The sequence below is a fragment of the Kribbella speibonae genome (assembly GCF_004331375.1).
Taxonomy (GTDB): domain Bacteria; phylum Actinomycetota; class Actinomycetes; order Propionibacteriales; family Kribbellaceae; genus Kribbella; species Kribbella sindirgiensis.
In genome coordinates this window covers 976,492-1,001,222 of the sequence record NZ_SJKC01000001.1, presented here as the reverse complement: position 1 = coordinate 1,001,222, position 24,731 = coordinate 976,492, and the positions used below count along the sequence as shown (strand labels likewise).

The 24,731-nt window shown below is 69.8% G+C and carries 25 protein-coding genes and 1 riboswitch; of the genes, 10 read left to right on the top strand and 15 right to left on the bottom strand.

Translation table 11 applies throughout. The annotated features are described in order from the left end of the window. Window positions 1–41 precede the first annotated feature (41 nt). A complete protein-coding gene (gene lysX, locus E0H92_RS05085) occupies window positions 42–3,398 on the top strand; it encodes a bifunctional lysylphosphatidylglycerol synthetase/lysine--tRNA ligase LysX (RefSeq protein ID WP_131464999.1) in 3,357 nt (1,118 codons plus the stop codon). Window positions 3,399–3,449: 51 nt separating this feature from the next. After that, window positions 3,450–4,367: a hypothetical protein gene (locus E0H92_RS05080; RefSeq protein ID WP_131495533.1), complete on the top strand. Its 918-nt coding sequence runs from the start codon at window positions 3,450–3,452 to the stop codon at window positions 4,365–4,367. A gap of 16 nt (window positions 4,368–4,383) precedes the next feature. Here E0H92_RS05080 and E0H92_RS05075 read toward each other — a convergent pair whose 3' ends face one another. Together E0H92_RS05075 and E0H92_RS05070 are read right to left on the bottom strand one after the other, a co-directional pair. Next, window positions 4,384–4,605 carry a ribbon-helix-helix domain-containing protein gene (locus tag E0H92_RS05075; protein ID WP_131464995.1) on the bottom strand — a complete coding sequence of 74 codons (222 nt, stop codon included), beginning with the start codon at window positions 4,603–4,605 and terminating at the stop codon, window positions 4,384–4,386. Window positions 4,606–4,947: 342 nt separating this feature from the next. Next, window positions 4,948–5,595, bottom strand: a complete 648-nt coding sequence (locus tag E0H92_RS05070; RefSeq protein ID WP_131495532.1) for a hypothetical protein — start codon at window positions 5,593–5,595, stop codon at window positions 4,948–4,950. A 178-nt stretch (window positions 5,596–5,773) separates the two neighbouring features. Between E0H92_RS05070 and E0H92_RS05065 the strand changes: the two genes are divergently transcribed. Beyond that, window positions 5,774–6,454, top strand: a complete 681-nt coding sequence (locus tag E0H92_RS05065; RefSeq protein ID WP_131495531.1) for an alpha/beta fold hydrolase — start codon at window positions 5,774–5,776, stop codon at window positions 6,452–6,454. Here E0H92_RS05065 and E0H92_RS05060 read toward each other — a convergent pair. From E0H92_RS05060 to E0H92_RS05050, 3 genes are all read right to left on the bottom strand, one after another. Next, entirely contained in the window at window positions 6,447–7,277 is an 831-nt protein-coding gene (locus tag E0H92_RS05060; RefSeq protein WP_131495530.1) for a helix-turn-helix transcriptional regulator, read from the bottom strand. The two genes, E0H92_RS05065 and E0H92_RS05060, sit on opposite strands and share 8 nt — an antisense overlap. 49 nt (window positions 7,278–7,326) lie before the next feature. After that, window positions 7,327–8,700, bottom strand: a complete 1,374-nt coding sequence (locus E0H92_RS05055; RefSeq protein ID WP_131495529.1) for an L-serine ammonia-lyase — start codon at window positions 8,698–8,700, stop codon at window positions 7,327–7,329. A gap of 79 nt (window positions 8,701–8,779) precedes the next feature. Then, window positions 8,780–8,872: riboswitch (glycine riboswitch) on the bottom strand. Further along, window positions 8,870–9,223 carry a DUF3817 domain-containing protein gene (locus E0H92_RS05050; protein ID WP_131464986.1) on the bottom strand — a complete coding sequence of 118 codons (354 nt, stop codon included), beginning with the start codon at window positions 9,221–9,223 and terminating at the stop codon, window positions 8,870–8,872. Its footprint overlaps the riboswitch before it by 3 nt. Before the next feature lie 96 nt (window positions 9,224–9,319). On the opposite strand from E0H92_RS05050, the gene E0H92_RS05045 reads away from it, so the two are divergent. After that, entirely contained in the window at window positions 9,320–10,735 is a 1,416-nt protein-coding gene (locus E0H92_RS05045) for an alpha/beta fold hydrolase (RefSeq protein ID WP_131495528.1), read from the top strand. Window positions 10,736–10,739: 4 nt separating this feature from the next. Here E0H92_RS05045 and E0H92_RS05040 read toward each other — a convergent pair whose 3' ends face one another. The 3 genes from E0H92_RS05040 to E0H92_RS05030 form a co-directional block, all read right to left on the bottom strand. Beyond that, window positions 10,740–10,967, bottom strand: a complete 228-nt coding sequence (locus E0H92_RS05040) for a hypothetical protein (protein WP_131464982.1) — start codon at window positions 10,965–10,967, stop codon at window positions 10,740–10,742. A gap of 181 nt (window positions 10,968–11,148) precedes the next feature. After that, on the bottom strand, window positions 11,149–12,579 hold the full coding sequence (locus tag E0H92_RS05035) for an aminopeptidase P family protein (protein ID WP_131495527.1): 1,431 nt from the start codon (window positions 12,577–12,579) through the stop codon (window positions 11,149–11,151). A 43-nt stretch (window positions 12,580–12,622) separates the two neighbouring features. Further along, window positions 12,623–13,372, bottom strand: coding sequence for a GntR family transcriptional regulator (locus tag E0H92_RS05030; protein WP_131495526.1), 750 nt, complete (start codon window positions 13,370–13,372; stop codon window positions 12,623–12,625). Between the two features lie 91 nt (window positions 13,373–13,463). Between E0H92_RS05030 and E0H92_RS05025 the strand changes: the two genes are divergently transcribed. The 3 genes from E0H92_RS05025 to E0H92_RS05015 are packed head-to-tail and all read left to right on the top strand — an operon-like array spanning window position 13,464 to window position 15,657. Then, complete coding sequence (locus tag E0H92_RS05025) at window positions 13,464–14,216, top strand: LamB/YcsF family protein (protein ID WP_131495525.1); 753 nt, start codon at window positions 13,464–13,466, stop codon at window positions 14,214–14,216. Continuing rightward, a complete protein-coding gene (locus tag E0H92_RS05020; RefSeq protein WP_131495524.1) occupies window positions 14,216–14,821 on the top strand; it encodes a 5-oxoprolinase subunit B family protein in 606 nt (201 codons plus the stop codon). The genes E0H92_RS05025 and E0H92_RS05020 overlap by 1 nt, the downstream gene beginning before the upstream one ends. Beyond that, entirely contained in the window at window positions 14,818–15,657 is an 840-nt protein-coding gene (locus E0H92_RS05015) for a 5-oxoprolinase subunit C family protein (protein ID WP_131495523.1), read from the top strand. Before E0H92_RS05020 ends, E0H92_RS05015 begins: the two co-directional genes overlap by 4 nt. On the opposite strand, the gene E0H92_RS05010 is transcribed toward E0H92_RS05015, so the two are convergent. Together E0H92_RS05010 and E0H92_RS05005 are read right to left on the bottom strand one after the other, a co-directional pair. Next, window positions 15,647–16,147 (bottom strand): VOC family protein, encoded by a 501-nt coding sequence (locus E0H92_RS05010; protein WP_131464971.1) that lies wholly within the window; start codon window positions 16,145–16,147, stop codon window positions 15,647–15,649. The two genes, E0H92_RS05015 and E0H92_RS05010, sit on opposite strands and share 11 nt — an antisense overlap. A gap of 37 nt (window positions 16,148–16,184) precedes the next feature. Next, window positions 16,185–17,147, bottom strand: a complete 963-nt coding sequence (locus E0H92_RS05005) for a GlxA family transcriptional regulator (RefSeq protein WP_238173318.1) — start codon at window positions 17,145–17,147, stop codon at window positions 16,185–16,187. 77 nt (window positions 17,148–17,224) lie between these two features. Between E0H92_RS05005 and E0H92_RS05000 the strand changes: the two genes are divergently transcribed. The 3 genes from E0H92_RS05000 (at window position 17,225) to E0H92_RS04990 (ending at window position 19,092) form a co-directional block, all read left to right on the top strand. Then, window positions 17,225–17,857 (top strand): HD domain-containing protein, encoded by a 633-nt coding sequence (locus tag E0H92_RS05000; protein WP_131495521.1) that lies wholly within the window; start codon window positions 17,225–17,227, stop codon window positions 17,855–17,857. An 88-nt stretch (window positions 17,858–17,945) separates the two neighbouring features. Continuing rightward, entirely contained in the window at window positions 17,946–18,683 is a 738-nt protein-coding gene (locus E0H92_RS04995; protein WP_131495520.1) for a tetratricopeptide repeat protein, read from the top strand. A gap of 55 nt (window positions 18,684–18,738) precedes the next feature. Next, a complete protein-coding gene (locus tag E0H92_RS04990) occupies window positions 18,739–19,092 on the top strand; it encodes a UBP-type zinc finger domain-containing protein (RefSeq protein WP_131495519.1) in 354 nt (117 codons plus the stop codon). Between the two features lie 13 nt (window positions 19,093–19,105). Here E0H92_RS04990 and E0H92_RS04985 read toward each other — a convergent pair whose 3' ends face one another. From E0H92_RS04985 to E0H92_RS04965, 5 genes are all read right to left on the bottom strand, one after another. Then, window positions 19,106–20,107 (bottom strand): proline racemase family protein, encoded by a 1,002-nt coding sequence (locus tag E0H92_RS04985; RefSeq protein ID WP_131464965.1) that lies wholly within the window; start codon window positions 20,105–20,107, stop codon window positions 19,106–19,108. Then, on the bottom strand, window positions 20,104–21,021 hold the full coding sequence (locus tag E0H92_RS04980) for a dihydrodipicolinate synthase family protein (protein WP_131495518.1): 918 nt from the start codon (window positions 21,019–21,021) through the stop codon (window positions 20,104–20,106). Before E0H92_RS04980 ends, E0H92_RS04985 begins: the two co-directional genes overlap by 4 nt. Next, a complete protein-coding gene (locus tag E0H92_RS04975; RefSeq protein ID WP_131495517.1) occupies window positions 21,018–22,805 on the bottom strand; it encodes an FAD-dependent oxidoreductase in 1,788 nt (595 codons plus the stop codon). Before E0H92_RS04975 ends, E0H92_RS04980 begins: the two co-directional genes overlap by 4 nt. Then, on the bottom strand, window positions 22,802–23,962 hold the full coding sequence (locus E0H92_RS04970) for an NAD(P)/FAD-dependent oxidoreductase (RefSeq protein ID WP_131495516.1): 1,161 nt from the start codon (window positions 23,960–23,962) through the stop codon (window positions 22,802–22,804). The genes E0H92_RS04975 and E0H92_RS04970 overlap by 4 nt, the downstream gene beginning before the upstream one ends. Window positions 23,963–24,072: 110 nt before the next feature. Continuing rightward, window positions 24,073–24,678, bottom strand: a complete 606-nt coding sequence (locus E0H92_RS04965; RefSeq protein ID WP_131495515.1) for a helix-turn-helix domain-containing protein — start codon at window positions 24,676–24,678, stop codon at window positions 24,073–24,075. Window positions 24,679–24,731 lie beyond the last annotated feature (53 nt).

Genomic DNA, 24,731 nt, shown 5'->3' with positions numbered 1-24,731 from the left:
GGTCGACCGAAGTCGCAGCGAACTAGTGGGATGATCGGCTGGTGCGGTCGGAACAAGCAGCAGTGATCCCGGTGTGGCAGCACCGGGCCGCGGTCTGGGTCGGCCGCGTCGTCGTGCTCGCCTCGGTGTGGTCGTTCCTCGCCATCCCGCTGCATGTCGCGGCTCCGAGGTTCGTCAGGCACGTCGACTTCGCGTTCGACTTCGTCGGCATCCCGGCCGGGCACACAGTCTTCTCCGCCGTCTACCTCGCGGTGGTCGGCAGCGCTTTGCTGCGTGGTAAGCGAGCCGCACTGCTCTGGGTGCTGTGGGTCTTCGAAGCGCTCTGGTTCCTCGCGCAGGTCGCCGGGATCGCGTTCACGAGCGTCCGGCTGGCCAATCCGACCGACGCGGACCTGCTCCGCGACTTCGGGCCGGCCACCGTCGCGGACCTGGAGTGGGGCATCGTCCAGGCGATCGTGGTGGCCGCGATCGTCGTGCTGCTGTGGAAGATCCGCGGCGCCTTCCCGGCCCGGCTCGCGCCCGGTAGCCGACGGCTCGCGATCGGCGCGCTGGTGTTCGGCATGCTGATCTCGATCGCGGTCAGCATCACCCTGACCCAGATCTTCCCGCGCACGCTCAGCGGGCAGCGGCAGAAGATCGGCTGGGCCGTGATCGCCGCGCTCGGCCAGTCGCGCAGCAAGATGGGCGGTCACGAGGGCCACGGCTGGATCGGCCTGACCGTCGGCGCGATCTCGGCGGCCTCGCTGGTGCTGGCGTTCTGGATCTTCCTCCGCTCGGTCCAGCGGGTCCGGTACCTCACCCAGCCCGAAGAACTCGAGGTACGGCGCCTGCTCCTGCTGCACGGTGAACGGGACTCCCTCGGGTACTTCGCCACCCGCCGGGACAAGGCGGTCGTGTTCGCGCCGGGCAACGACGCCGCCATCGCGTACCGGGTGGTGAACGGCGTCAGCCTGGCCAGTGGTGATCCGCTCGGCGATCCGGTCGCCTGGCCGGCCGCGATCCAGCGCTGGCTCGAAGAAGCCCGCCGGTACGGGTGGTCCCCGGCCGTCCTGTCGGCCAGCGAAGAGGCGGCCCAGGCGTACGTCGATGCCGGCCTCCGCGCGCTGTCCATGGGCGACGAGGCGATCATCGACGTCGCGGACTTCACCCTCGAGGGCCGCACGATGCGCCCGGTGCGTCAGGCCGTGACGCGGGTCCAGCGGGCCGGGTACCACGCCGAGGTCGTCCGGCACGGAGACCTGTCACCGGACACGTTGGCGCAGTACGTCCATCTCGCGGAGAAGTGGCGCGGGGCCCGGACCGAGCGCGGGTTCTCGATGGCGCTCGGGCGGCTCGGCGATCCGGCCGACGCGCGCTGCGTGATGGTGATCGCGCGGGACGCCGACGGTGTGGTCCGCGGGCTGCTGTCGTTCGCCCCTTGGGGTGTCCGGGGTGTGTCGCTGGACCTGATGCGGCGCGATCCGGAGTCCGTGAACGGGTTGATGGAGTTCATGGTGACCTCGCTGATCGACGCCTGCGGCGATCTCGGGGTGCACCGGATCTCGCTGAACTTCGCGATGTTCCGGGAGATCTTCAGCGACGCCGAGCGGGTCGGTGCGGGACCGGTACTGCGCCTCACGAACGCGTTGCTGACCGCGGGATCGCGCTTCTGGCAACTGGAGAGTCTGTACCAGTCGAACGAGAAGTACCTGCCGCGCTGGTCGCCGCGTCTGATGTGCTACTCGCGTGGTGCGTCGCTCGCGCAGGTGGTGCTGGCGGCCGGTACGGCGGAAGGCTTCCTGCCGGCGCCGCGGCCGTGGACCCGTGTCGACAGTGTCGAGACGGCGGAGCGGCACGCGATCATGGCCGCGGACGGTCGCGCGTTCGCAACCGCCGTACAGGAACAGGAAGTGGAGTTGCTGCGGCCGGCGTTGCCGACCCGGAAACTCACCGAGCAGGAACAGATCCGGCGTACCAAGCTCGCCGAACTCGTTGCCGCAGGCATCGATCCGTACCCGGTCGAGGTGCCGCGGACGGAAACCCTGGAACGCGTCCGCGAGCTGTACCCGAACCTGCCGCCGGACCATCGCACCGGGCACACGGTTTCCGTGACCGGCCGGGTGCTGCGGATGCGGAGCCACGGCGGCCTCGCGTTCGCGCAGTTGCAGGACGGGCTCACGCAGCTGCAGGTGATGCTGACCGCCGAGTCCTGCGGCGACGTACCGCTGGACCGATGGCAACGACTCGTCGACATCGGCGACCACGTGAGCGTCACCGGCGAGGTGGTCACGAGCCGTCGGGGTGAGTTGTCGATCGCCGCGACGTCCTGGGTGATGGCGGCCAAGTGCCTGCACCCGCTGCCCGACAAGCGGAAGGGGTTCACCGACCCCGAGGCGCGCGTCCGGCAGCGGCACCTCGACCTCGTGATGAACCCGGACTCGCTGCGGATGATGCAGCAACGCAGCGCCGCGGTACGGGCCCTGCGCAACGGTTTCGAGACGCGCGGGTTCATCGAGGTCGAGACGCCGATGCTGCAGGCGGTGCACGGCGGCGCGAACGCGCGGCCGTTCGTCACGCACATCAACGCCTACGACACCGAGCTGTTCCTGCGGATCGCGCCGGAGCTGTACCTGAAGCGGCTGAGCGTCGGCGGGATGGGCAAGGTCTTCGAGCTGAACCGGAACTTCCGCAACGAGGGCGCCGACGCGACCCACAACCCGGAGTTCACCTCGGTCGAGGCCTACCAGCCGTACGCCGACTACCACGTGATGCGCGAACTCACCCGCGAACTGCTGATCGAGGCCGCCACCGCGGTCTACGGCAAGCCCGTCGTACGCCGGGACGGCGAGGAGATCGACATCTCGGGCGAGTGGCCGGTCGTCACCGTCCACGACGCGGTCGGCGCGGCCGCCGGTACGGCGATCGACTCGGAGACCCCCGCGGACGAGCTGCGGGCGTTGTGCGCGGAGCACGGCGTCCACACGACCTTCGAGATGTCGGCCGGCGAACTCGTCCTGGAGCTGTACGACGAACTCGTCGAGCCGAACACCACGCTGCCGACGTTCTACACCGACTTCCCCCTCGAGACGTCGCCGCTGACCCGCAACCACCGCACGAATCCACGGCTCGCCGAGCGCTGGGACCTGGTCGCGTTCGGGGCGGAGATCGGTACGGCGTACTCCGAGCTCGTCGACCCGGTCGAGCAGCGCCGGCGCCTCACCGAGCAGTCCCTGAAGGCCGCCGCCGGCGACCCCGAGGCGATGTCGCTGGACGAGGACTTCCTGTCGGCACTCGAGTACGCGATGCCTCCGACCGGCGGCCTGGGCATCGGCGTCGACCGGGTCATGATGATGCTCACCGGCCAGAACATCCGCAGCACGCTGGCGTTCCCGTTCGTCCGTCCCGCACCACGGGATTGATGCTTTACCCTTGACCCTCACGGGTTGGGGACCTGGGGGTGTGGGGTGGGGATGAAGTGCTGGGTTGCGCTCTGTGCCGGGGTGGGTCTGGTGGCGGGTTGCGGTGGGGAACCGGAACCCGCGCCGAGTCCTGTCGCGACGTCGTCGAGCAGCTCCGCGCCGGCGCCGGCGTCATCGGTGCCGGCCGCGGGTCCGTTGGGTTCGACGGCTTATCAGGCCGAGCTGACCCGGATCGACCAGGTGCTGGCCGGGCCGGCGCGGGCGCTGACCCGGGTCCGGACGCCCGAGGGTCTGAGCGAGGCGGTGAGCACGCTCGCGGAGTCGCTCAACACGGTCGCGGTCCGGTTGTCCGCGCTGACGGTGACGTCCCGGCTGACCGCCGTACACCCGCTGCTGCAGGAACGCATCGGGGTGGCGGCGACGCGGCTGACGGGTTCGGTGGAGAAGACCGAGGAGGACGCGCGCTGCGGCGGTACGGCGTACACCTCGCAGCAGGTGCAACGGCAACTGCGTGCCGACCTCGGTGCCGCGCTCGCGCAGCTGCAGCGGCTCAAGCTGACGTTCGGCCGGACGCTTCCCGACCCGGGGCCCGCGCCGGCGCAGGTGCGGCCCGACAACGGCGACGTCCTGGTACGGCGTGACCCGGAGGGGATGGGGCGGCTAAAGATCACCAACGGGACGACGAAGGACGTCGCGATCTCGATCGTCAGCGACGGGAAGCCGCCGGGGACTCCCCAGGTGATGGTGTATCTCCGGGCGACCGAGTCCGCGACCGTGAACCGGATCGGCGGCGCGTATCGCCTCTACTTCAAGAGCGGCGCGGACTGGGACGCGGAGCACCGCAGGTTCCGGTCGGGCTGCTCGTTCAAGAAGTTCGACCAGACCTTCGGCAAGAACCAGGCCTGGCAGGTCAACCTGCAACCCCGCCCAGGCGGCAACGCCGACACCACCGAGGTCGAGGCCTACTAGTGTCCTGAGTCGGACCTCAGAGATCGTCAGGGCGAACCTCATCCTGCGCCACGGCCTCGGCGGTGCCCTCGAAGACCGGCCAGTCGAGCGGCTCGTCCCAGACCCGGTTCGCCATTGCGGCCAGGCGAATGCCTTCACGGATGATTTCGGCCTGCGGAATCCCGCGTCGTCGAGAAGCGTCTTTGATCAGCACCAGATCCTCCGGATCGGCGTACACGCTTGTGCGCTTCATCGACATGCACCAAGCGTGACACACATCCGTGCGATCCAGATGCCAGCAGCCAGTGGCCAGCGGTGACACCAAACAACAGGCGGCGTCGGGTAGCTCGGGTGGTCGCGGTTCGCGATCGTGCAGGTCGACAGTACATATACGTCCACTGACCACCAACCCACCCGCCCGCCAGGTCTGCGGACGCGGGTAGTAGACGTATACGTACTGTCGAGTTGCGTCTCCGCGGCCAACCACGACCCACGACTGAGCACAACCGGCCGGTTGTCGAGGGTGAGGGCACCGTCCGAGCGCTGGGGACCTGATTACCAGGTCTCAGCCCACCACAACCTGTCTCCCCGCAGCTCCACACTAGAGGCCGAGTTTGTCCAGGAGGGCTCCGAGGATGCCGCCTAGGCCTCCGGGGTCATCAGGGGTGGTGGGAGTGGTGGGCGGCGGGCTCGGGGTGGTGCTGGTGGGTGGCGGTGCGGTGGGGGTGGTTGACGTGGTTGGGCGCGTCGTTGGCGTGGTGGTCGGGTCTGTGGGCGGCGCGGTCGGCACCGTGGGAGGGCGCTTGGTGGCGACCGGGATGGTCGGGTTGGTGGTCTCGACGATCTGCGGCGTCGGGGTGCCCGGGACGAGCGTCGGGTACGGCGTACTCGTGGTGCCGACCGGGGCCTGTGTCTCGCTCGGCGTGGTTGCTGTCGGCAACGGGGTCGGTACGGCGGTGGGGAGCGCGCCGGGTGTGGCGGCCGGCGTGGGGGAAGTGCGCGGCGGGAGTACGGCGACGTTCTGGGTCGGCTCGCCGGGCTGCGGGCCGGCGATCGGCGCGGCCGGCTTCGGGCCGCCGCCCGGCAGCGGCAGGAACCCGGCGCCGATCCGCGGGCCGCCGAGTAGGGCCACGAAGAACAGCACGACATAGCCGAGCAACAGGATGCCGGCACCGGCGGCAGCCTGGCGGCGACGCCGCGGGTTCTGCCAGGGCGGGCGGCGGGAAGCCTTGGCAGAGATGGGATTCACAAGTCCCGCAGGGTATCGGGTGATGAGTCGTTTCAAACAGCCCTTGGAAGAAGTTCCACGCCAGAACGTGATGGTCTAGTAATTCTGAACCATTTACGCATTCGTAGGAATGCGGTGCGTTAGCTGACAACGCGCCGATCCGCCCACAGCATCGCCGTTCCTCTGCCAACCTGCTCTCATGGCGAATCTGGTACTGCTGCACGGTCTCGGAGCCAACGGCCGCGTCTGGTCCTCCTGGCCGCAGACCAACCACGCTCCCGACCTCGCGGGCCACGGCACAGCCGCCCCGCTCCCGTCGTACACCTTTGCCGCCCTCGCCGCGGCGGTCGCAGCAGATCTCCCGGTACGCCGCGACGTGGACTTGATCGGCCACTCGCTGGGCGGCGTGGTGGCCCTCGAACTGGCAAGCGGACGGTACGACGTCATCGTGAACCGCGTCGTCGCGCTCGGAGTGAAGGTGAGCTGGACCGCGGACGACCTGGGTCGAGCGAACGCGCTGGCCCAGAAACCGGTCGTCTGGTTCGACACCCGCGACGATGCAGCGGCGAGATTCCTCAAGGTTTCCGGCCTCCAGGGACTCGTGGACCCGGCCAGCCCTGTCGTCGACCACGGGCTGTGTGAGCAGGACGGCCGGTGGCGCCTCGCCTTGGACCCCGCGACCTTCGGCGTCGGCGCGCCGGACCTGCCCGCGCTGATCGGGGCGAGTCAGGCCGATGTGGTGCTCGCGCGCGGTGAGCGGGACCCGATGAACAGCGACGCCGAACTGCACGCCGTGCATCACCAGGTCGTTACGCTGCCCGGCCTCGGGCACAACGCCCAGGTCGAGGACCCGTTGGCGGTTGCGGTCCTGATCAGGTGAGCGCCTGCAGCCCGATCACCGACAGGAGCCGGAGCTTCTCGGCGGCTTCGGTGTTCGGGGCGGCGGTGTAGACGACCATGCGCAGGTCGCTGCCCGGGATCGCGAGCACGTCGCAGTCGATGGTGAAGGTGCCCACTTCCGGATGCCGGATGGTCTTCTGCTCGCTCTGGTGGAAGCCGACGACGGGCTGGTCCCACAGTCGCGCGAAGTCGTCGTACCCGGCACGGAGTTCCTCGATCAACGCCCGGAGGTCCGGGTCGCGGGGGTACCGGGCGAGGGACGCGCGCAGGTCGGTGACCATCGCGGCCCGGAAGTTCTGCTGCTGCTCCGGCGTCATGACGACGCGGTCGCCCGGGTCCACGAAGTGCCGGTAGATGATGTTCCGCCACCGCCCCTGCCACGGCGACGGGTCGCCGATCAGCGCCGCGAACAGCGGGTTCCAGGTGATCACCGTCCAGGCGGCGTCGGTGACGCACAGCGGCGCGCCCGCCAGCTGGTCGACGATCCGCTGCACACCGGGCGGGAGGTACGCCGACATCCGCCCGGGCGACGGCTGCACCTCGCCGGCGAGCACGAACAGATGGTTGCGCTCGGCATCGGACAACCGGAGCGCACGAGCCAGCGCGGTCAGGACCTGGGCCGACGGCGAGTCCGACCGGCCCTGTTCCAGCCGGACGATGTAGTCGACCGACAGCCCGGCGAGGTGCGCCAGCTCCTCGCGCCGCAGGCCCGGCGCCCGCCGCTTCCCGCCGGGCGGCAGGCCGACCTCCGCAGGCGTCACCCGGTCACGCCACGCGTGCAACGTCCTGCCGAGCTCGCCCATGTCCCTCAGTATCCCGGGCGGTGGGTAGTTCAGCCTGGTACTGCTGTTACTAGCATTCGATGACGTTGACGGCGAGGCCGCCGCGGGACGTCTCCTTGTACTTGATCTTCATGTCGGCGCCGGTCTCGCGCATGGTCTTGATGACCTTGTCGAGGGTGACCACGTGGACGCCGTCGCCGTGCATCGCCATCCGGGTCGCGTTGATCGCCTTCACCGACGCCATCGCGTTCCGCTCGATGCACGGGATCTGCACCAGCCCGCCGACCGGGTCGCAGGTCAGGCCGAGGTTGTGCTCCATCGCGATCTCGGCGGCGTTCTCGACCTGTTCCGGCGTACCGCCGAGCACCTCGCAGAGGCCGGCAGCGGCCATCGAGCAGGCGGAGCCGACCTCGCCCTGGCAGCCGACCTCGGCGCCGGAGATCGACGCGTTCTCCTTGTAGAGCACGCCGATCGCCCCGGCGGCCAGCAGGAACCGGACCGCGCCGTCGTCGGTCGCCCCGGGCACGAAGCGCCGGTAGTAGTGCAGGACGGCGGGAATGATGCCGGCGGCACCGTTCGTCGGGGCGGTGACGATCCGGCCGCCGGACGCGTTCTGCTCGTTGACCGCGAGCGCGAACAGGTTCACCCAGTCCATCACCTTGAGCGGATCGACCGACCACGGATCCTGGCTGAGCTTCTTGTGCAGGGCGTGGGCGCGCCGCGGCACCTTGAGCCCGCCGGGCAGGATGCCCTCGGTCTCGCAACCCTCGCGGACGCAGTCCTGCATCACCTGCCAGATGTGCAGCAGACCGTCCTTGACCTCGTCCTCGGTCCGCCAGGCGAGCTCGTTCGCGAGCATCACCTCGCTGATCGAGAGCTGCGACTCGCGGCACCGGTCGAGCAGCTCCGCGCCGGTGGTGAACGGGTACTTCAGCGGGGTCGTGTCCGGCACGATCCGGTCACCCGCGGCGGCGGTCTCGTCGACGACGAATCCGCCGCCGACCGAGTAGTAGGTGCGCTCCCGCAGGACCGCGCCGGCGGCGTCGCGGGCGACGAAGATCATCCCGTTCGGGTGGTACGGGAGCGCCTTGCGGCGGTGCATGAGCAGGTCGGTGTTCTCGTCGAACCCGATCTCGTGGGTCCCCGCCAGCAGGATCCGGCCGCGTTCGCGGATCGTCTCGACGCGGGCGTCGACCGAGTGCGTGGCGACCGTCTCCGGGTCGGCGCCCTCGAGGCCGAGCAGGACGGCCTTGTTACTGCCGTGCCCGTGCCCGGTGGCGCCGAGGGAGCCGAAGAGCTGGGCCTGGACGGTCGTCGTCGCGGCCAGCAGGCCGTCGTCGGCGAGACCGCGCGCGAAGGTGCGGGCCGCACGCATCGGTCCCACGGTGTGGGAGCTCGACGGGCCGATCCCGATACTGAACAGGTCGAAGACGCTGATCGCCATCGTGTGGAGGTTCCTTCCGGTCGCCGTTGACCGTTTGGTGTCCTCCCCGCTCTGTCAGGCGGATGCCTTCCAGAGGTGCCTCGCCCGCGCGGTGAAGGTGCCTGAGAGATTCTTGGGGAGAGTTGCTCCTACGGCGCCCGGATCGTGTCCGGGTCTCTCCCGCACGGGTTCATGCGGCTGTTGAATTGACTGACGTCTGGGACGGTACGGCGGTCTCACCACCGACGTCAATCCGGCCGGTACGGACCGCCCAGATCTCGAAGAACCAGGTGAACAGCGGGGGAATGCTGGCCGCCAGGGCGGCCAACGTGACCGGCCACGACCACCGCAACGGCCCGCGCACCGCCAGCACGGTGACCACGTACGCGATGAAGATGCCGCCGTGGATCGGGCCGAAGATCTTCACCCCGATCTCGTTGTCGGACAGCACGTACTTGAACAGCATCCCGATCAGCAATCCGGTCCACGAGACCGCCTCGGCGATCGCCACCGCCCGGAACCACACCGCATGTTTGGTACTCATCAACGCGACCCTAACAAGCCCCCCAAGCCGCGTTCGGGGTCGCACGAGGGCGGCTCCCTGATGCCGGTAGCAAGCGATTGCCGAAGGATCGGCGGCATGACGTTCACCCAGCGCGCCGTCACCGGCGCCGTACTGCTCGGCGTCGCCGCCGCCGGGCTGACAACTCTCCCCGCAGCTGCCACCACGACCCGGGTGCAATGGACCGACTGCAAGCCCGAGGGCAAGGACGACCCCGCCGAGGTCCGCGGCTCGCAGTGCGCGACGCTCCGGTTGCCGGTCGACTGGCGTGATCCTGGCGGCGCCACGTTCGAGCTGGCGATCGCCCGCCGTCCGGCGAAGGTGCCGGGCGAACGGGTCGGCGTCCTGGTGTTCGGGCCAGGCGGGCCCGGGGACTCGGGAGTCGATCGGATCAAGACTGGCATCGACCGGTTCAGCACCGACCTGCAGAACCGCTTCGACATCGTCAGCTTCGACCCGCGCGGAGTGGCGCGCAGCAACCCGGTGCGCTGCTCGGCCGACCTGCTGAACAAGCAGCCGTCGCCGATCATCAAGAGCGCCGCGGAGTTCACCTCCACGATCACCTACAACCGGCAGCTCGCGACGGACTGCCGCGAGCACACCGGGGCGCTGTACGACCACATCGACACCTGGCAGACCGTCCGCGACGTCGACGCCGTACGGCGAGCGCTCGGTGAGTCCACGATCTCTTTCCACGGCAGCTCGTACGGGACCGTGCTCGGCGCGCAGTACGCGGAGACGTACCCGCACCGGGTCCGCGCGATGGTGCTGGAGAGCGTGAGTGACCACAGCTCGTCGAGTACTGGTGACTTCCTCGATGACCAGGCGGCCGCGGCACAGGACTCGTTCGACGAGTTCGTGAAGTGGTGCGACGCCACAACGACCTGTGCGCTGCACGGTCGCGACATCCACGCGCTCTGGGCGGATCTGCTCGCGAAGTCGCCTGACCCGTTCACACTGAGCTTCGCCGTGTTCCGGGCGCTCTACGGACCACAGTGGTCTGCGCTGGCCGAGATGCTGAAGGCAGGTGTCACGCCCCCGAAGCCCGTGCAGACGGGCGTCGCGCCGTACCCGCTCGCGGTGTTCTGTCAGGACTGGAACCTGCCGGTCCGCAGCTACCGCGACTACGCCGGACACCTCCAGCGGCTCGCACGGAACAACCAGGACCTGCGCTACCCGGGTCAGCTGATGGCTGTGTCCATCTGTCTCGGCTCACCGCCCGCGAACAACCCGCAGCACGTCCTGAAGGTCCGTGGTCTCAAGACGCCGGTACTGCTCGCCAACGCGATCCACGACCCTGCCACCGGGTACGCGTGGGCCCAGAGCGTAGAGCGTCAGCTCGGGCGGTACGGCGTACTGCTGACGTACGAGGGGTGGGGGCACGGGAGCTACTCGAAGAGCCCGTGCATGGAGAGCACGATCGACAACTACCTGATCGCGCGGGACGTACCGGAGCGCGGCAGCAGCTGCGCCGCCGTACAGCCCACCGGGTGACGGGTCAGACCGGTACGCCGGTCACTTCGAGAACGCGGTCGAGGTGATCACCGCGGACCAGTCGGCCCGCCATCAGCCGGAGCTCGGTGCAGGCGCTCTCCAGCGCCTGTGCCTGGGTCCGGCAGTTGTCGACGTACCAGAACGGGTCGTCCGGTTGCGGATCGTCGGCGTCGTCGATGTCGGCGTACCAGTGCCGGCTGCCGCAGTTCATGACTCGCACTCGTAGGTTCATGCTGACTACTCCCCGTGCCCAGGGATCCTGGGTCCCCCCTGGCCCCAGTTCGAGGCCGACTCGGCCGGGCGCGTGATACGCGGCCCCCCACTTGCCACGCGCCGGGCCGAGTCGACCCTCCCCCCGCCCTGTTCATCGTGGGGCGGCGGCGAACGTTACTGTTCGTGACGGGTAATTTTGATTACTTGGAGTTGAGGTGCGAGCGGGTCCACTGCTCGAGGCCGTCGGTGGTGATCGGCAGGTCCTCGGTGAGGATCTCGAGGCGGTCCTGGTGGACGACGACGTTGTCCTCGATCCGGATCCCGATCCCGCGCAGCTCCGGCGGGACGGTCTCGTCGTTCGGGTGGAAGTACAGCCCCGGCTCGACCGCGAGCGCCATCCCCGCCTCGATGGTGCCGGCGAAGTACGCCTCCGGCCGGGACGCGTCGCAGTCGTGCACGTCAAGACCGATGTAGTGGCCGGTCCCGCAGACGATGTACCGGCGGTGCTGCTGCCCGTCCGGGCCGAGCAGCTCGTCGAGCGAGACGTCGAGCACACCCCAGTCCCGCAGCCCTTCGGCCAGCACCCGCAGCGCTTCGTACTGGAAGGCGCGGTACGGCGCTCCCACCTTGACCGCATCCAATGAGGCGAGTTGCGCCTTGTGGACCAGGTCGTGCACCTGCCGCTGCGCCGCGGTGTACTCGCCGCTGGCCGGGAAGGTACGGGTCACGTCGGCGGTGTAGAGCGTGCGGGTCTCGACGCCGGCGTCCAGCAGGATCACGTCGCCCTCGTTCACGGCGCCGTCGTTGCGGACCCAGTGCAGCACCGGCGCGTGGTTGCCAGCCGCAACGATCGAGGCGTACCCGACGCCGTTGCCCGCGGTCCGCGCCCGCCGGTCGAAGGTGCCCTGCAGCCAGCGCTCACCGCCGCCGCGGATCGCCTCCGGCAGCTCACGCGCCACGTCGCCGAACGCGAGCACGCTCGCCGCGACCGCCTCACGCAGCTGGTCGAGCTCCCACTCGTCCTTGATCCGGCGCAGCTCGGCGAGCGTCTGCCGCAGCGCGTTGCCGTCGGTGGGCGACGTACGGACCAAGGCGTCCAGCATCGGCTCGACACCGGGCACCGACAGCATGAACGGGACCGCGCCCCGGACCGCGGCCGGCAGTTCCTCGATCGGCCGGCAGGCGATCTGCAACGCGTCCGACCAGTCCTTCAGCCCCGGCACCGGGCCGATCCACAGCTCACCGTCGCGCGCGTTCGAGAAGAAGTCCGCCTCGTCCGGCCCAGCCGTCTCGCGGAGGTACAGCGTCGCGTCGCCGTCCGCCGAGATGACCAGTACGGAGCCCTCGGCCTGGCAACCGGTCAGCCAGACGAAGTCGCTGTCGGCGCGGAACTGGTAGTCGGTGTCGTTCGACCGGACCGGCGCACGACCGGCCGCGAGCGCGATCCGGCGACCGGGCAGCGCGGCGGCGAGCTTGCGCCGATGCTCCGCGGCCGCTTCGGCGAGCCCTTCCGGCACCGACACCGAACGGTCCACCGGCCCCCAGCCACGCGAGATGAACTCCCGGAATCCCTTGGCGTCGATCGGGCGGTAGGACTTCGGCGTCTGGTCGGTCCGGTCGTCATCGGTCATGAGCTGAGCTCCCCTTTGCAGCTGACGTTGTCAGTTCATCAACTCAGGTGTTCGGCTGGGCGCGCAAGCCCTTATCCCGGAACGCCGTGAGGATGCGTTGTTCGGAGTCGATGAGGTATTCGTGGAGGTCCGCGGCGGCCTCGTCGTACTTGCGGGCCTCGAGCAGTTCGAACAGGCCGCGGTTCCGCGCGATGTACGGCTCGTGCAGCTCGCGCGGGGTCGCGATCACATGGAAGAGGAGCCGAAGCTCCGCGAGCAGCCGGCCGGTCATCGCATCCATCCGCGCACTGTCTGCGAGCCCGATCAGGTGCTCGTGGAAGCGCATGTTCGCCGTACCGACGGCCGGCCAGCGGTCCGCGCCGGCGGCGGCCTCGGCAGCTTCGACATCGTCGTGCAGGGGTTCGAGCCGGTCGGCCGGGAGCTCCGGATCGCGGTCGGCCAGGCCACGGACGACATCCACTTCGAGGACGCGCCGCAGCCGGTACAGGTCGATCACGTCGCGCTCGTCGAGCTCCGGCACGAAGACGCCGCGGTGCAGCTTGTAGACGAGCAGGCCCTCGTGGGTCAGCAGCCGGAAGGCCTCGCGCAGCGTGTTCCGGCTGACCTCCAGGACCTCGGTCAGCTCGACCTCGGAGAGCTGGGCGCCGGGCGGCAACGCGCCTTCGGTAATACTGCGGCGCAGGATGTCCGCGGCACGCTCGGCCGAACTGCTCCGGTCCAGTCGCGCGACATCGGCGGCGACGGTTCGCAGCCAGGACTGCCTGCCGGTCTCCTCGGCCCCACCCGTGCTCATGTCCGCATCATCTCAGCTGGGCAGGAAAAGTGGAACAAGCCTCTTGCAGGATTGTTCAACAATCCCTACGCTCGGGGCCAGGAGGTGGCGGATGGACCTCAACGCGGACATGGGTGAAGGATTCGGCTCCTGGTCGATGGGTGACGACTCGGCGCTGCTCGAGGTCGTGACCAGTGCGAACGTGGCCTGCGGCTTCCACGCCGGCGACCCGTCGATCATGCGCCGGGTGACGGCCGAGGCGGTCGAGCGCGGCGTCGCGATCGGCGCCCACGTCGGGTACGCCGACAAGGCCGGCTTCGGGCGCCGGTTCGTGGACATCGAGCCGGCCGCGCTGCGCGACGAGGTGGTGTACCAGATCGGCGCGCTGGACGCGTTCGCCCGGATCGCGGGTGACCGGGTCAGGTACGTGAAGCCGCACGGGGCGCTGTACAACACGATCGGCCGTGATGTGGAGCAGGCAGGCGCAGTGGTCGCGGCTGTCGCGGCGTACGACAAGACCCTTCCGGTGCTGGGGCTCCCCGGCTCGGAGTGGCTCCGGCTCGCTGCCGAGGCCGGGCTAACGGTTGTGCACGAGGCTTTTGCGGATCGCGCGTACACACCGGCCGGCACGTTGGTGTCGCGGCGCTCACCCGGTGCGGTGCTGCACGACGCGGACGAGATCGCCTTGCGGTGTACGGCGATGGCGTCCGGGCAGCCGATCCGTGACGTCGACGGCGGCTCGCTGGTGGTCGACGCGGCGTCGATCTGTGTGCACGGCGACACTCCGGGAGCTGTGGAGATCGCCCGCCGAGTACGTGCCGCGGTGGAGGGAGCGGGCGTGACGTTGCGCCCGTTCACCGGCTGATGCGTCTGCTCCCCTCGGGTGATCGGGCGCTGCTGGTCGAGCTCGACGATCTCGACGAGGTGCTCGGGTACTACACGGCCCTGACCGCGGACCCGCCGGCGGACGTCGTGGACGTCGTACCGGCTGCGCGTACCGTGCTGGTCACCACGTCGGGCAGTCTCGACGTACTGTCTCGAGCTCTGCGCGCGGTCACCCCGATCGCCGGCGCGCGGACGGCGGGCGATCTGATCGAGATCCCGGTCGTCTACGACGGCGAGGACCTGGGGGACGTGGCGGAGTTGCTCGGGTGCTCGGCGGCCGAGGTGATCGCCCGTCATACCGCGGACGAGTGGACGGTGGCGTTCTGCGGGTTCGCGCCCGGGTTCGGGTACCTGACGTCCGCCGGCTCGTGGGACATCCCGCGGCGCGAATCGCCGCGGACGAAGGTACCGACCGGCGCGGTCGCGCTGGCGGGAGAATTCAGCGGTGTGTATCCCCGTGAGTCGCCGGGCGGGTGGCAGTTGATCGGCCGTACGTCGGTGCGGATCTTCGACTCCACCCGCGAACCCGCCGCGCTGTTCCACCCCGGACGCCGGGTCCGGTTCGTCGACGCGGGTCGTGGATGAGCAGCCTGACCGTTCTCGAACCGGGGCCCTTGGCAACGATCCAGGACCGGGGACGATCCGGCCAGGCCGCGCTCGGCGTCCCGGCGTCGGGCGCGTGCGACCGCGCGTCCTACGCGCTGGCGAATCGGCTGGTCGGCAATCCCGTCGGCGCCGCTGCGATCGAGGCGACGTACGGCGGTCTGGTGGTGCACGCCGACACCGATCTCGTGGTCGCGATCACGGGAGCGCCGTGCACCGGCGTACCGCTCAACGCTCCGACCACACTGCGTGCGGGGCAGGTGCTGCGCCTCGGCGCACCGGCGAGCGGCCTGCGCACGTACGTCGCAGTCCGCGGCGGGATCGACGTACCCGCGGTCCTCGGCTCCCGCTCGACGGATCTGCTGTCCGGACTCGGGCCGGCGCCGCTGGCCGCGAACCAGACGCTGCCGATCGGGTCGTCGGTCGAACCCATGCCCGGCGTGGACCTCGCCCCCGTCGCGCATCCCGCCGGCGGGAGCGTCGTACTGCGGGTCACTCCCGGACCGCGCCGGGACTGGTTCACCGACGCCGGATGGGTGGCGCTCGTATCGCAGGTTTACACGGTGAGCAGCAACAGCAACCGCGTCGGCGTACGGCTCGACGGCGAACCACTCGAACGCGCCCGCACCGGCGAACTCGCCAGCGAAGGCATGACCCGCGGCGCCATCCAGATCCCACCCTCCGGCACGCCGGTCATCTTCCTCGCCGACCACCCCGTCACCGGCGGCTACCCCGTCATCGCGTACGTCGCCGGAGCGGACCTGGACGCCTGCGCCCAAACCCGCCCCGGCCAACCGGTACGACTGCTCAGTTCGTAGTACGCCTGCGCATCTCGTCGGCGAAGGTGTCCTGGGCGTGGCGCATCTTGGTGGCCTCTTCGGGGTTGGCGAACAGGGCCGGGATGGTGCTTGGGTCGATGTCGTCGACGTGCGTCTGGAGCCACCAGATGTTGCCCAGCGGGTCTCTGACGCGGGCGCCGCGGTCGCCGGTGATGCCGGAGTACATGAGGTCGGTCACGACGGTTGCGCCGGCGTCGATCGCGCGCTGGAAGGTCCGCTCGACGTCGTCGACGTACACGCTCAGGAAGCTCGGGGTGTCCGGCCAGTCCGGCGCCGCGTCGAACGTCATCAGGACCGACGCGCCGACGGTGATCTCGGCGTGGCCGATCGTGCCGTCCTGGTTCGGGAACCGTCCGCTCGTCCGGACCTCGAAGGTCTGCTCCACGAAGTCCAGGAACTTCTCGGCACCCTTCACCACGACGTACGGCGTGATGGTCGACTTACCGCCTGGGATCTGCTGTGTTGTCATGTCTTCAGTCTGGACGGTGTAGCGGACAGGTTCTGTCCTATACGTTCTTGAACCGGCGAAGGTACTCGGTGGGCGTCGCACCGAGGTGGCGGGCGAAGGCGCGGCGGAGGGTTTCGTCGCTTCCCAATCCGCTGAGGCGGGCGGCCTTCGTGATGCTGTGGCCGTCGAGGAGGAGCTGCTGCGCGCGGTCCAGCCGCACGCGTTCGACCCAGCGGCCGGGCGTGGTGCGGAACTCGTTCTGGAACAGGCGGGTCAGGTGGCGCGGGCTGACCGCGGCCGCGGCGGCGAGATTCGGCAGCGTGTGGTCGCCGGACGGGTCCGCGACGACGGTGTCGGTGATGGTGCGCATCAGGTCGCTGCGGGCCGGCGGGGTTGCCATCGCGGTGGAGAACTGCGATTGGCCGCCTGGGCGCTGCATGAACACGACGAGCTCGCGCGCCACTGCTCTGGCTGTTTCGGCGCCGTGGTCGGCTTCGACGAGGGCGAGGGTGAGGTCGATGCCGGCGCTGATGCCGGCCGAGGTCACGTAGCGGCCGTCGGTGATGTGCAGGGCGTCCGGAACAACCTCCACCTTCGGATACTGCCGCGCCATCGCCGCCGCATGCCGCCAATGCGTCGTCGCCTTCCGCCCGTCCAGCAGCCCAAGCGCCGCCAGCACAAACGCCCCACTACAAACCGAAGCCACCCGCCCAGCCTTCGCCACCAGCCCCGCCGTCACCTCCAACACCTCACGCGGCACCCCCTCCACCAGATGATCGGCCCCCGCAACCACCACGGTGTCCACCACGCCAACCTCCGCCACCCCCCGCACCCCCGCCAACACCAAACCCGCCCCCGTCACAACCTGCCCGCCGGTCGCGTCGGCCGGCGGGGCGACCAGCACCGTCTCGTAGCGCGGCGCGCCCGACCCGCTCTCCCGCACCTGATTCGCCTGGTGCAGCACCTCCAAGGGCCCGCTCACATCGAGCAACGTCACCCCGTCGTACACGACGAAAGCCACTCGCTGTGTCCGAATCTGTGGTTCTCCTGGCGAAAAGGACATGGCATCACCCTAACCCCCACGCCGAACCTGGACTCATGACTGAAACCATCGCCGGCATCCGCATCCCCGACAGCACCATCGCCCGCGAAGCGACCGAACTCGTCCGCGACGCCGCCTCACCGCTGCTCTTCGACCACTCCCGCCGCGTCTTCCTGTTCGGCTCCCTCCGCGGCCAAGGCCTCACCTACGACCCAGAGCTCCTCTACGTCGGAGCGATGTTCCACGACCTGGGTCTGACCGACCGCTACCGCCGCACCGACCAACGTTTCGAGATCGACGGCGCCGACGAGGCCCGCCGCTTCCTGCAGCGGCACGGCATCACCGACGACGCAGCCGACCGCGTCTGGACAGCCATCGCGCTCCACACCACACCCGAGATCCCGCTGCACATGTCCGCCGAGATCGCCCTCGTCACCCGCGGCGTCGAACTCGACGTCCTCGGCCTCGGGTACGACGCCATCACCGAAGCTCAACGCACCGCCGTGACGACCGCCCACCCGCGCCCCGATTTCAAGAACCGCATCCTCGAGGCGTTCACCGAAGGCATCCAGGACCGCCCGGCAACCACCTTCGGCAACGTCAAGGCGGACGTCCTGGAACACTTCGCCCCCGGCTTCCACCACACCGATTTCGTGGACGTCATCAAGAACTCCTCCTGGCCGGAGTAACCCGATTCCTGCTCTGGGGCCGCCGGCCGGAGGTGATTGTCGACGGACGTTCGTCCGGTGTTCGCCTTCGTCGGATTGGGTCGGCTGAATGACGAACGAGCTGGACCCCATGGCGCTGGTCGACCGCGCCGACAAGCTGGCCGAGGACGGTCGTCAGGACGAGGCCAGGGCGTTGTTCGCGCAGGCGATCGCATCCGGCGTACCGGCCGCGGTGTCGGAGTCGAAGGCGCTGCTCGGCGTGCTGCTGGCCTCGGCCGGCGACTCGGCCGGCGGAAAGGGCTTGATCGATGAGGCCGTCGCGGCTGCCGGGCCGCCGGACAACCTGCGGGCGCTGACGGTCCGGGGCAGGATCCTGCAGCACCTCGGAGACGACGCCGGCGCGGAGGCGTCGTGGCGGGCAGCTCGCGCGTCGGGCCATCCGGACCGGGCGCCGGAGGCGGGGATGTTGCTGGCCGAGCTCCTGGTCGAGCGCGAGGACGTCGACGGCGCGCGGGCGGCGTTCCAGCAGGTGATCGACACCGGGCACGTCCTGTACGCGCCGAAGGCGGCGCACGACCTGGGGTTCGAACTGCTCTACACCGCCCGCGACGCCCAGGGCGCCTACACGGCGTGGAAGGCCGCGGTCGACTCCGGTCACCCCGAGTACGGCCCGCTCGCCGGCGTACATCTGGGCAAACTGCTGCACGAAGGCGGCGATCCCGAGAGTGCGCGCCTGGTCTGGCAGTGGGTGGTCGACTCGAGGCACCCGGTCGTCTCAGCCGAGGCGGAACAGAACCTCCGGCTCACCGCCCCACCGAAGAAGAGCTGGCGACGCCGCCGCTCGTGACAGGGTGCTGTGAGGGTGGGTTGTCCGGTGGCGCTGGGCGGGTGAGGATGTCGGTATGACGCAGAGTTCTGGGACGCCGGGGATCGACGCCGCGGTTGCGCCGAGCGGGACGGGTTGTGTGGAGTGTTTGCAGGTCGACGGCTGGTGGTTCCATCTTCGTCGGTGTGCGCAGTGCGGTCATATCGGCTGCTGCGACTCCTCCCCCGCCCAGCACGCCTCCGGCCACGCCAGCGAGACCGGCCATCAGATCGTCCGCAGCTTCGAGCCCGGCGAGGACTGGTTCTGGCACTACGGCGAGTCCCAGTACTACGACGGCCCCGACCTCGCCCCACCAGCCTCCCGCCCCGAAACCCAACCCGTCCCCGGCGGCAACGTCCCCACCAACTGGCAATCCCAACTCCACCGCTGACCGGGCTCCCGAGCTACAGGACGAAGCCTGTTGGGAAGGGGTCGTCGGGGTCGAGGAGGTAGTTGGCGGTGCCGGTGATCCAGGCTCGGCCGGTGACTGTGGGGACTACGGCGGGGTGGGGGCCGACGGTGGTTTCTTCGATCAGGCGGCCGGTGAAGCGGGTGCCGATGAAGGACTCGTTGACGAAGTCGGTGTCGAGAGCGAGCTCGCCGCGGGCATGAAGTTGCGCCATCCGCGCCGATGTACCCGTGCCACACGGTGAACGGTCGAACCAGCCCGGGTGGATCGCCATCGCGTTCCGGGAGTCGGCGCCGTCGAGCCCGGGCGCGGTGAACTGCACGTGTTTGCAGCCGTTGATCCCCGGATCGAGCGGATGCACCGGACGATCGGTGGCGTTGATCGCGTCCATGATGTCCAGCCCGGCCTTCAGGATCCGGTCCTTCTCCGCGCGATCGAACGGGATCCCGAGCTGCTCGAGCGGCAGGATCGCGTAGAAGTTCCCGCCGTACGCCATGTCATAGGTGACGCGCCCCAGCCCGGGCACCTCGACCGACGCGTCCAGAGCGTGCGAGTACGCCGGAACGTTGCGCAAGGTCACGTGCTCGGCGCGACCGTTGCTCACGGCAACGTCCACGACGACGAGGCCGGCCGGCGTGTCCAGCCGGACCTCGGTCACCGGCTCGGTCACCTCGACCATGCCGGACTCGACCAGGACGGTCGCGACCCCGATCGTGCCGTGCCCGCACATCGGCAGCAGGCCGGAGACCTCGATGTACAGCACGCCCCAGTCCGCGTCGGCCCGGGTCGGCGGTTGCAGGATCGCGCCGCTCATCGCCGCGTGACCGCGTGGCTCGTTCATCAGGAACAACCGCAGGTCGTCCAGGTGCTTGATGAAGTACTCGCGCCGCTCGGCCATCGTCGCACCGGGGACCACGCCGACCCCGCCGGTGACGACGCGGGTCGGCATGCCCTCGGTGTGCGAGTCGATCGCGGTGATGGTCCGGACGGACCTCATCCCCGCGCTCCACCACTCAGGGACTCCACTGCCTTCTTCATGTCCTGCTCCAGCTGCGCGACGTGCTCGGGGACCAGCGGCCCGCGCGGCGGCCGGCACGGTCCACCGAACCGGCCGACGTAGTCCATGCCGTACTTGATCGCCTGGACGAACTCGGTGCGCGAATCCCACCGGAACGCGGCGACCAACGGCTCGTACAACGCGCGGGCCTCCTCCAGCTTGCCCTGCGTCGCGAGCTCGAACAACTGAACGGATTCCTTCGGGAACACGTTCGGGAAGCCGGCGAACCAGCCCGTCGCACCCATCAGCAGCGCTTCGAGGGTCAGGTCGTCGGCGCCGGCGATCACGGCCAGGTCCGGCGCGAGCTCGCGGATCTCCAGGATCCGCCGGACGTCACCGGAGAACTCCTTCACCGCGACGATGTTCTCGATCTGCGCGATCTCCGCGAGCAGGTCCGGGGTCAGGTCGACCTTGGTGTCGAGTGGGTTGTTGTAGACCATCACCGGCAGGCCGGCCTTCGCGACCTCGGTGAAGTGCGCGATGACCTCGCCGCGGTTCGCCCGGTACATGGTCGGCGGCAGGCACAGCACACCGTCCGCACCGTCCTCGGCCGCCTTCTCCGCCCAGGCGCGAGCCTGGTGGGAACCGACACCGTGGACCCCGATCACCACGACGCCGTCGTCACCGACGGCCTCGATCGCGGTCTTCGCCACGGCACGACGCTCGTCGTCGGAGAGCGACGAGTACTCACCGAGGGACCCGTTCGGCCCGACGCCACGGCAGCCGTTGTCGACCAGCCAGCGGCAGTGCTCGGCGTACTTGTCCAGGTCCGGACGCAATCCGGCCGGCGCCGACGCGTCCTCGGCGTACGGCAGCGCGGTCGCGACGATCACGCCGTCCAGCTTCTCGCTCATTGTTCCTCCATGGTGTCCAGCACGGTTTCCGGTGATTCCTCGGCGTTCGCCAGATCCCGCAGCCTCACTGGTACGGCGATCGGTCGTTTCATGGTTGGTTTCGGTACCTCACCAGGCGCGGCCAGCAACGCTGCGACGGTGCGCGAACACACCCGCCCCTGGCACATTCCCAGACCCGCGCGGCTGGTCAGCTTCATCGCTCGACCGTCGTCCAGCCCGCGCTCCTGGGCGGCGGCTTCGACCTGTCCGCGGGTCACTTCCTCGCAGCGGCAGACGAGGGTGTCCGCAGTGCTCCAGCTCTTCCACCCGTCCCGCACGGGATAGGCCCGAGCCAACGCCACCGCAAATCGCCGCCCCCGCTCAACATCTCCCCGGGCATCGGTCGCGCGGGCGTGGTCGGCTGGTGTGGTGAGGGCGTGGTGGGCTGCGGTGGTGCCGGCGAGGGTGCCTTCTGCGGTGGAGAGGGCGGCGCCGCCGATGCCGGTGAGTTCGCCGGCCGCGAAGACGCCGGAGGTACTTGTTTGCTGGTTGGCGTCGACGGCGACGGCTGGGCCACCGTCGGGGCCGGTGGTGAGCGTGCAGCCGGCGGAGACTGCGAGCTCCAGGTTCGCCGTGAAGCCGAAGCCGACGCAGATGGCGTCGACCTCGATCCGGCGTTCGCTGCCGCGGATCGGACGCCAATCGCTGTCCAGGCGGGCGATCGTGGCCGCCTCGACGTGGTCAGCGCCGTGTGCGGCGATCACGGTCCACCCGTGGCGGAGCGGGATGCGGTGGCGGGCGAGCAACGCGCCGTACCCGACGGCTTCCCGGAGCTTGCTCGAGGCAACCAATGCGTCGGTGGACCAGCCTTTGCGGACGGTGGTCAGCGTGTTGGCTTCGAGGAGCGCGACGACGTGTGCGCCGACCCCGACCAACGATTCGGCGACCGGCAGCAGGAACGGGCCGGTGCCGGCGACGAGTACCTTGCGGCCGACGGCGATCCGCTGGCCTTTCGCGAGAGCCTGCGCGGCACCGGCGGTGTAGACGCCGGGGAGATCCCAACCAGGGAAGGGAAGGACGCGATCGTAGGCGCCGGCGGCCAGGACGACGGACCGTGCGTCGATGGCGAAGGGTTGCCGGCCGCTGGCGTCTGCTGGTCCGGTCTGGGCCCAGAGCCGGAGGCCTTCGATGGCCCAGACCGAGGTGTCGGGTAGGTACGTGATCCGCGGATGGTCGGCCAGCCGGTCCCGTTGCTCGGCGAATGCCTTCCACTCGTGCTGCAGCCGGTCCGGTCGCTGGGCGGCGAACTCCGTCGGGAGCTGCCGGTTGTACTGCCCACCAACCGCGCGCCCACTATCAACAACAAGCACCTGAGCCCCAGCATCTGCAGCAGCAAGAGCCGCCGCCACCCCTGCAGGCCCAGCCCCCACAACCACAACCTCAACCACCCGAGCCCTCACCGGCGAGGAGACGGTCGGAGAGGTGGGGGTTGTTGGGAGGGTGGCGCCTGTTTGGGTGGTGATGGTGTCGCCAGAGGTGATGGTGCGTTGGCAGGCGCGGATGTCGGGGAGGCCGTTCAGGGTGACCAGGCAGTCCTGGCAGGCGCCGATGCCGCAGAAGATGCCTCGGGGGCGCTCGTTCACGCGGGTAGTACGCCAGGTATCGCGGCCGTTGGCGAGGAGTACGGCGGCCACCGTCTGCCCCGCGTGAGCCGCGACCGGACGCCCGTCGACGGTCACGTCCACTGACGTCGGCGTACCGGGCTCGGCCGGGTCGCCGGCTTGCGGGCGGAGGTAGGCGGTCATGCGGCGATCACCGCCGGGCGATCGACGCGGAACGGCAGCGGGTCGAGGTGCGGTGACAGGCCGAGGAACAGCTCGGTGATCAGCCGACCGGTTGACGGGGCGAGACCGATACCGGCGCCTTCGTGGCCGGTCGCATGCCACAGCCCGTGGACCCGCGGGTCCGCACCGATGACCGGCAGGTGATCCGGTGCGTACGGGCGGAAGCCGCCGTACGTCCGCATCACCGGGACGTCGCCAAGGAACGGGAACAGGCCGACCGCCTTCCGCGCAAGCTCCCTCAGCACCCGCACGCGGACCGCGTCGTCGAACCCGATCCGCTCGCGGCTCGATCCGATCAGCACCGTCCCGGCCCGCGTCGACTCGACCACAGTGGAGGTCTGCAGGTCGGCGTCCCCGCTGCCGACCGCTCCGACGTAGTCCGCGTCGTACACCTTGTGGCGCACGCATTCCGGCAGCGGCGCCGTCACGAGGATCATCCCGCGCCGCGGCAGCACCTCGATCGGCGCATCGGCCGCCGCACTGAACGCGCCCGCCCACGGCCCGCACGCATTGAGCACCGCACCGCAAGCGATGTCGCCGTCCGAGGTGTCCACACCGACGACGCGACCTCGCGACTGCCGGATCCCGAGCGCGGTGACCCCCGATCTCACCTCGCCGCCGCGCTCGCGAACTGCTGCCAGCAACGCCGTCGCCGCCAGCACCGGCTGCACCTGTGCGTCGTCCGGGTAGTGCACCCCGACCGTGACCCTTGGCGTGACCAACGGTTCGAGCTCGAAGACCTCCGCGGGCGTGATCACGCGTGCGCTGACCCCGGCCGCGCGCTGCTTCGCCGCGAACGCGGTCAATGGCTCCGGATCGCCGGTCGCCACCACGACGCCGCCCTTCGCCTCCCACTCCACGTCGGCGACCCACTCGGGCAGCCGGCCGCGGACGATCTCCCACTCGGCCCGGGACGCAACGGCGAGCTCCAACTCCGGGCCCGGCTCCTTGTCCGACACCAGCACGTTGCCTTCGCCGGATGCCGTCGTACCGGCGGCGGGACCGTCGCGATCGATGACCAGCACCCGCACGCCGGCCGCCGACAGCGCCTCCGCGCACGCGGCGCCGACCATGCCCGCGCCGACCACCACCACGTCGGGTGTCGCGGACCGGTGCATGGCGAGCCTCCTCGGCAGGCGTTCGCTAAAATGAACGATACCGAGCGTACGCGTGCTCCGGGCAGCCGGTCAATGCACGCAACCGGACCTCATCCGGACCTTCGGAGGAACTATCCCGGCAGGTGCGGCCCGCCGGCCGCCGTCGGGTAGACATCCGGCGGGTACTCGAGCAGCAGCACCGACCGCACCGGCCCGTCCACGGCCTCGTACGAGTGCGGCCCGGCCGCCCGGAACGCGAGGTAGTCGCCGGGCCCGAGTTCCTCGATCTGCCCGTGAGCGTTGATCCGCAGGCATCCGGACAGGACGATGTGGTGCTCGGTCCCGGGATGACCGTCGGAGTGCTGGACCGCGTCCGGCCGGATCTCCTGGTTGTAGATCTCGAACAGCCCGCCCGGGTGCTCCAGCCGTCGCAGCATCCGCAGGTCGATCGCGTCGCCGGACAGTACGTCGACGTCCGCGGACCGTACGAGCACCACGTCGGAGGCCGGCGTATCGGCCAGCAGCGCCGACACCGGTACGCCGAGAGCGTTCGACAAACTGAACACTGTCTCGATCGTCGGGTTACCCGCGCCGGACTCGAGCTGTGACAGCGTGCCCTTCGCGATCCCGGACCGCCGGGCGAGCTCGGACAGTGAGATGCCCTGCTCGTCCCGCCGCGCCCGCAGGTTCGTCCCGAGAAGTTTTCCCGCACCCATCGCCGTCACAGCCCGGAGCATGCCACATCGAGGCGGTAACTTCGGATCCGTTGCGCGCATCAACCTCAGTGAGA

What these genes read in the sequence shown, in the direction of transcription:
- E0H92_RS05080 (WP_131495533.1), top strand. Translation starts at nt 3,450, where the DNA reads ATGAAGTGCTGGGTTGCGCTCTGTGCCGGGGTGGGTCTGGTGGCGGGT.
- E0H92_RS05075 (WP_131464995.1), bottom strand. Translation starts at nt 4,605, where the DNA reads ATGTCGATGAAGCGCACAAGCGTGTACGCCGATCCGGAGGATCTGGTG.
- E0H92_RS05065 (WP_131495531.1), top strand. Translation starts at nt 5,774, where the DNA reads ATGGCGAATCTGGTACTGCTGCACGGTCTCGGAGCCAACGGCCGCGTC.
- E0H92_RS05060 (WP_131495530.1), bottom strand. Translation starts at nt 7,277, where the DNA reads ATGGGCGAGCTCGGCAGGACGTTGCACGCGTGGCGTGACCGGGTGACG.
- E0H92_RS05055 (WP_131495529.1), bottom strand. Translation starts at nt 8,700, where the DNA reads ATGGCGATCAGCGTCTTCGACCTGTTCAGTATCGGGATCGGCCCGTCG.
- E0H92_RS05050 (WP_131464986.1), bottom strand. Translation starts at nt 9,223, where the DNA reads ATGAGTACCAAACATGCGGTGTGGTTCCGGGCGGTGGCGATCGCCGAG.
- E0H92_RS05045 (WP_131495528.1), top strand. Translation starts at nt 9,320, where the DNA reads ATGACGTTCACCCAGCGCGCCGTCACCGGCGCCGTACTGCTCGGCGTC.
- E0H92_RS05040 (WP_131464982.1), bottom strand. Translation starts at nt 10,967, where the DNA reads ATGAACCTACGAGTGCGAGTCATGAACTGCGGCAGCCGGCACTGGTAC.
- E0H92_RS05035 (WP_131495527.1), bottom strand. Translation starts at nt 12,579, where the DNA reads ATGACCGATGACGACCGGACCGACCAGACGCCGAAGTCCTACCGCCCG.
- E0H92_RS05030 (WP_131495526.1), bottom strand. Translation starts at nt 13,372, where the DNA reads ATGAGCACGGGTGGGGCCGAGGAGACCGGCAGGCAGTCCTGGCTGCGA.
- E0H92_RS05025 (WP_131495525.1), top strand. Translation starts at nt 13,464, where the DNA reads ATGGACCTCAACGCGGACATGGGTGAAGGATTCGGCTCCTGGTCGATG.
- E0H92_RS05020 (WP_131495524.1), top strand. Translation starts at nt 14,216, where the DNA reads ATGCGTCTGCTCCCCTCGGGTGATCGGGCGCTGCTGGTCGAGCTCGAC.
- E0H92_RS05015 (WP_131495523.1), top strand. Translation starts at nt 14,818, where the DNA reads ATGAGCAGCCTGACCGTTCTCGAACCGGGGCCCTTGGCAACGATCCAG.
- E0H92_RS05010 (WP_131464971.1), bottom strand. Translation starts at nt 16,147, where the DNA reads ATGACAACACAGCAGATCCCAGGCGGTAAGTCGACCATCACGCCGTAC.
- E0H92_RS05000 (WP_131495521.1), top strand. Translation starts at nt 17,225, where the DNA reads ATGACTGAAACCATCGCCGGCATCCGCATCCCCGACAGCACCATCGCC.
- E0H92_RS04995 (WP_131495520.1), top strand. Translation starts at nt 17,946, where the DNA reads ATGACGAACGAGCTGGACCCCATGGCGCTGGTCGACCGCGCCGACAAG.
- E0H92_RS04990 (WP_131495519.1), top strand. Translation starts at nt 18,739, where the DNA reads ATGACGCAGAGTTCTGGGACGCCGGGGATCGACGCCGCGGTTGCGCCG.
- E0H92_RS04985 (WP_131464965.1), bottom strand. Translation starts at nt 20,107, where the DNA reads ATGAGGTCCGTCCGGACCATCACCGCGATCGACTCGCACACCGAGGGC.
- E0H92_RS04980 (WP_131495518.1), bottom strand. Translation starts at nt 21,021, where the DNA reads ATGAGCGAGAAGCTGGACGGCGTGATCGTCGCGACCGCGCTGCCGTAC.
- E0H92_RS04975 (WP_131495517.1), bottom strand. Translation starts at nt 22,805, where the DNA reads ATGACCGCCTACCTCCGCCCGCAAGCCGGCGACCCGGCCGAGCCCGGT.
- E0H92_RS04970 (WP_131495516.1), bottom strand. Translation starts at nt 23,962, where the DNA reads ATGCACCGGTCCGCGACACCCGACGTGGTGGTGGTCGGCGCGGGCATG.
- E0H92_RS04965 (WP_131495515.1), bottom strand. Translation starts at nt 24,678, where the DNA reads ATGCTCCGGGCTGTGACGGCGATGGGTGCGGGAAAACTTCTCGGGACG.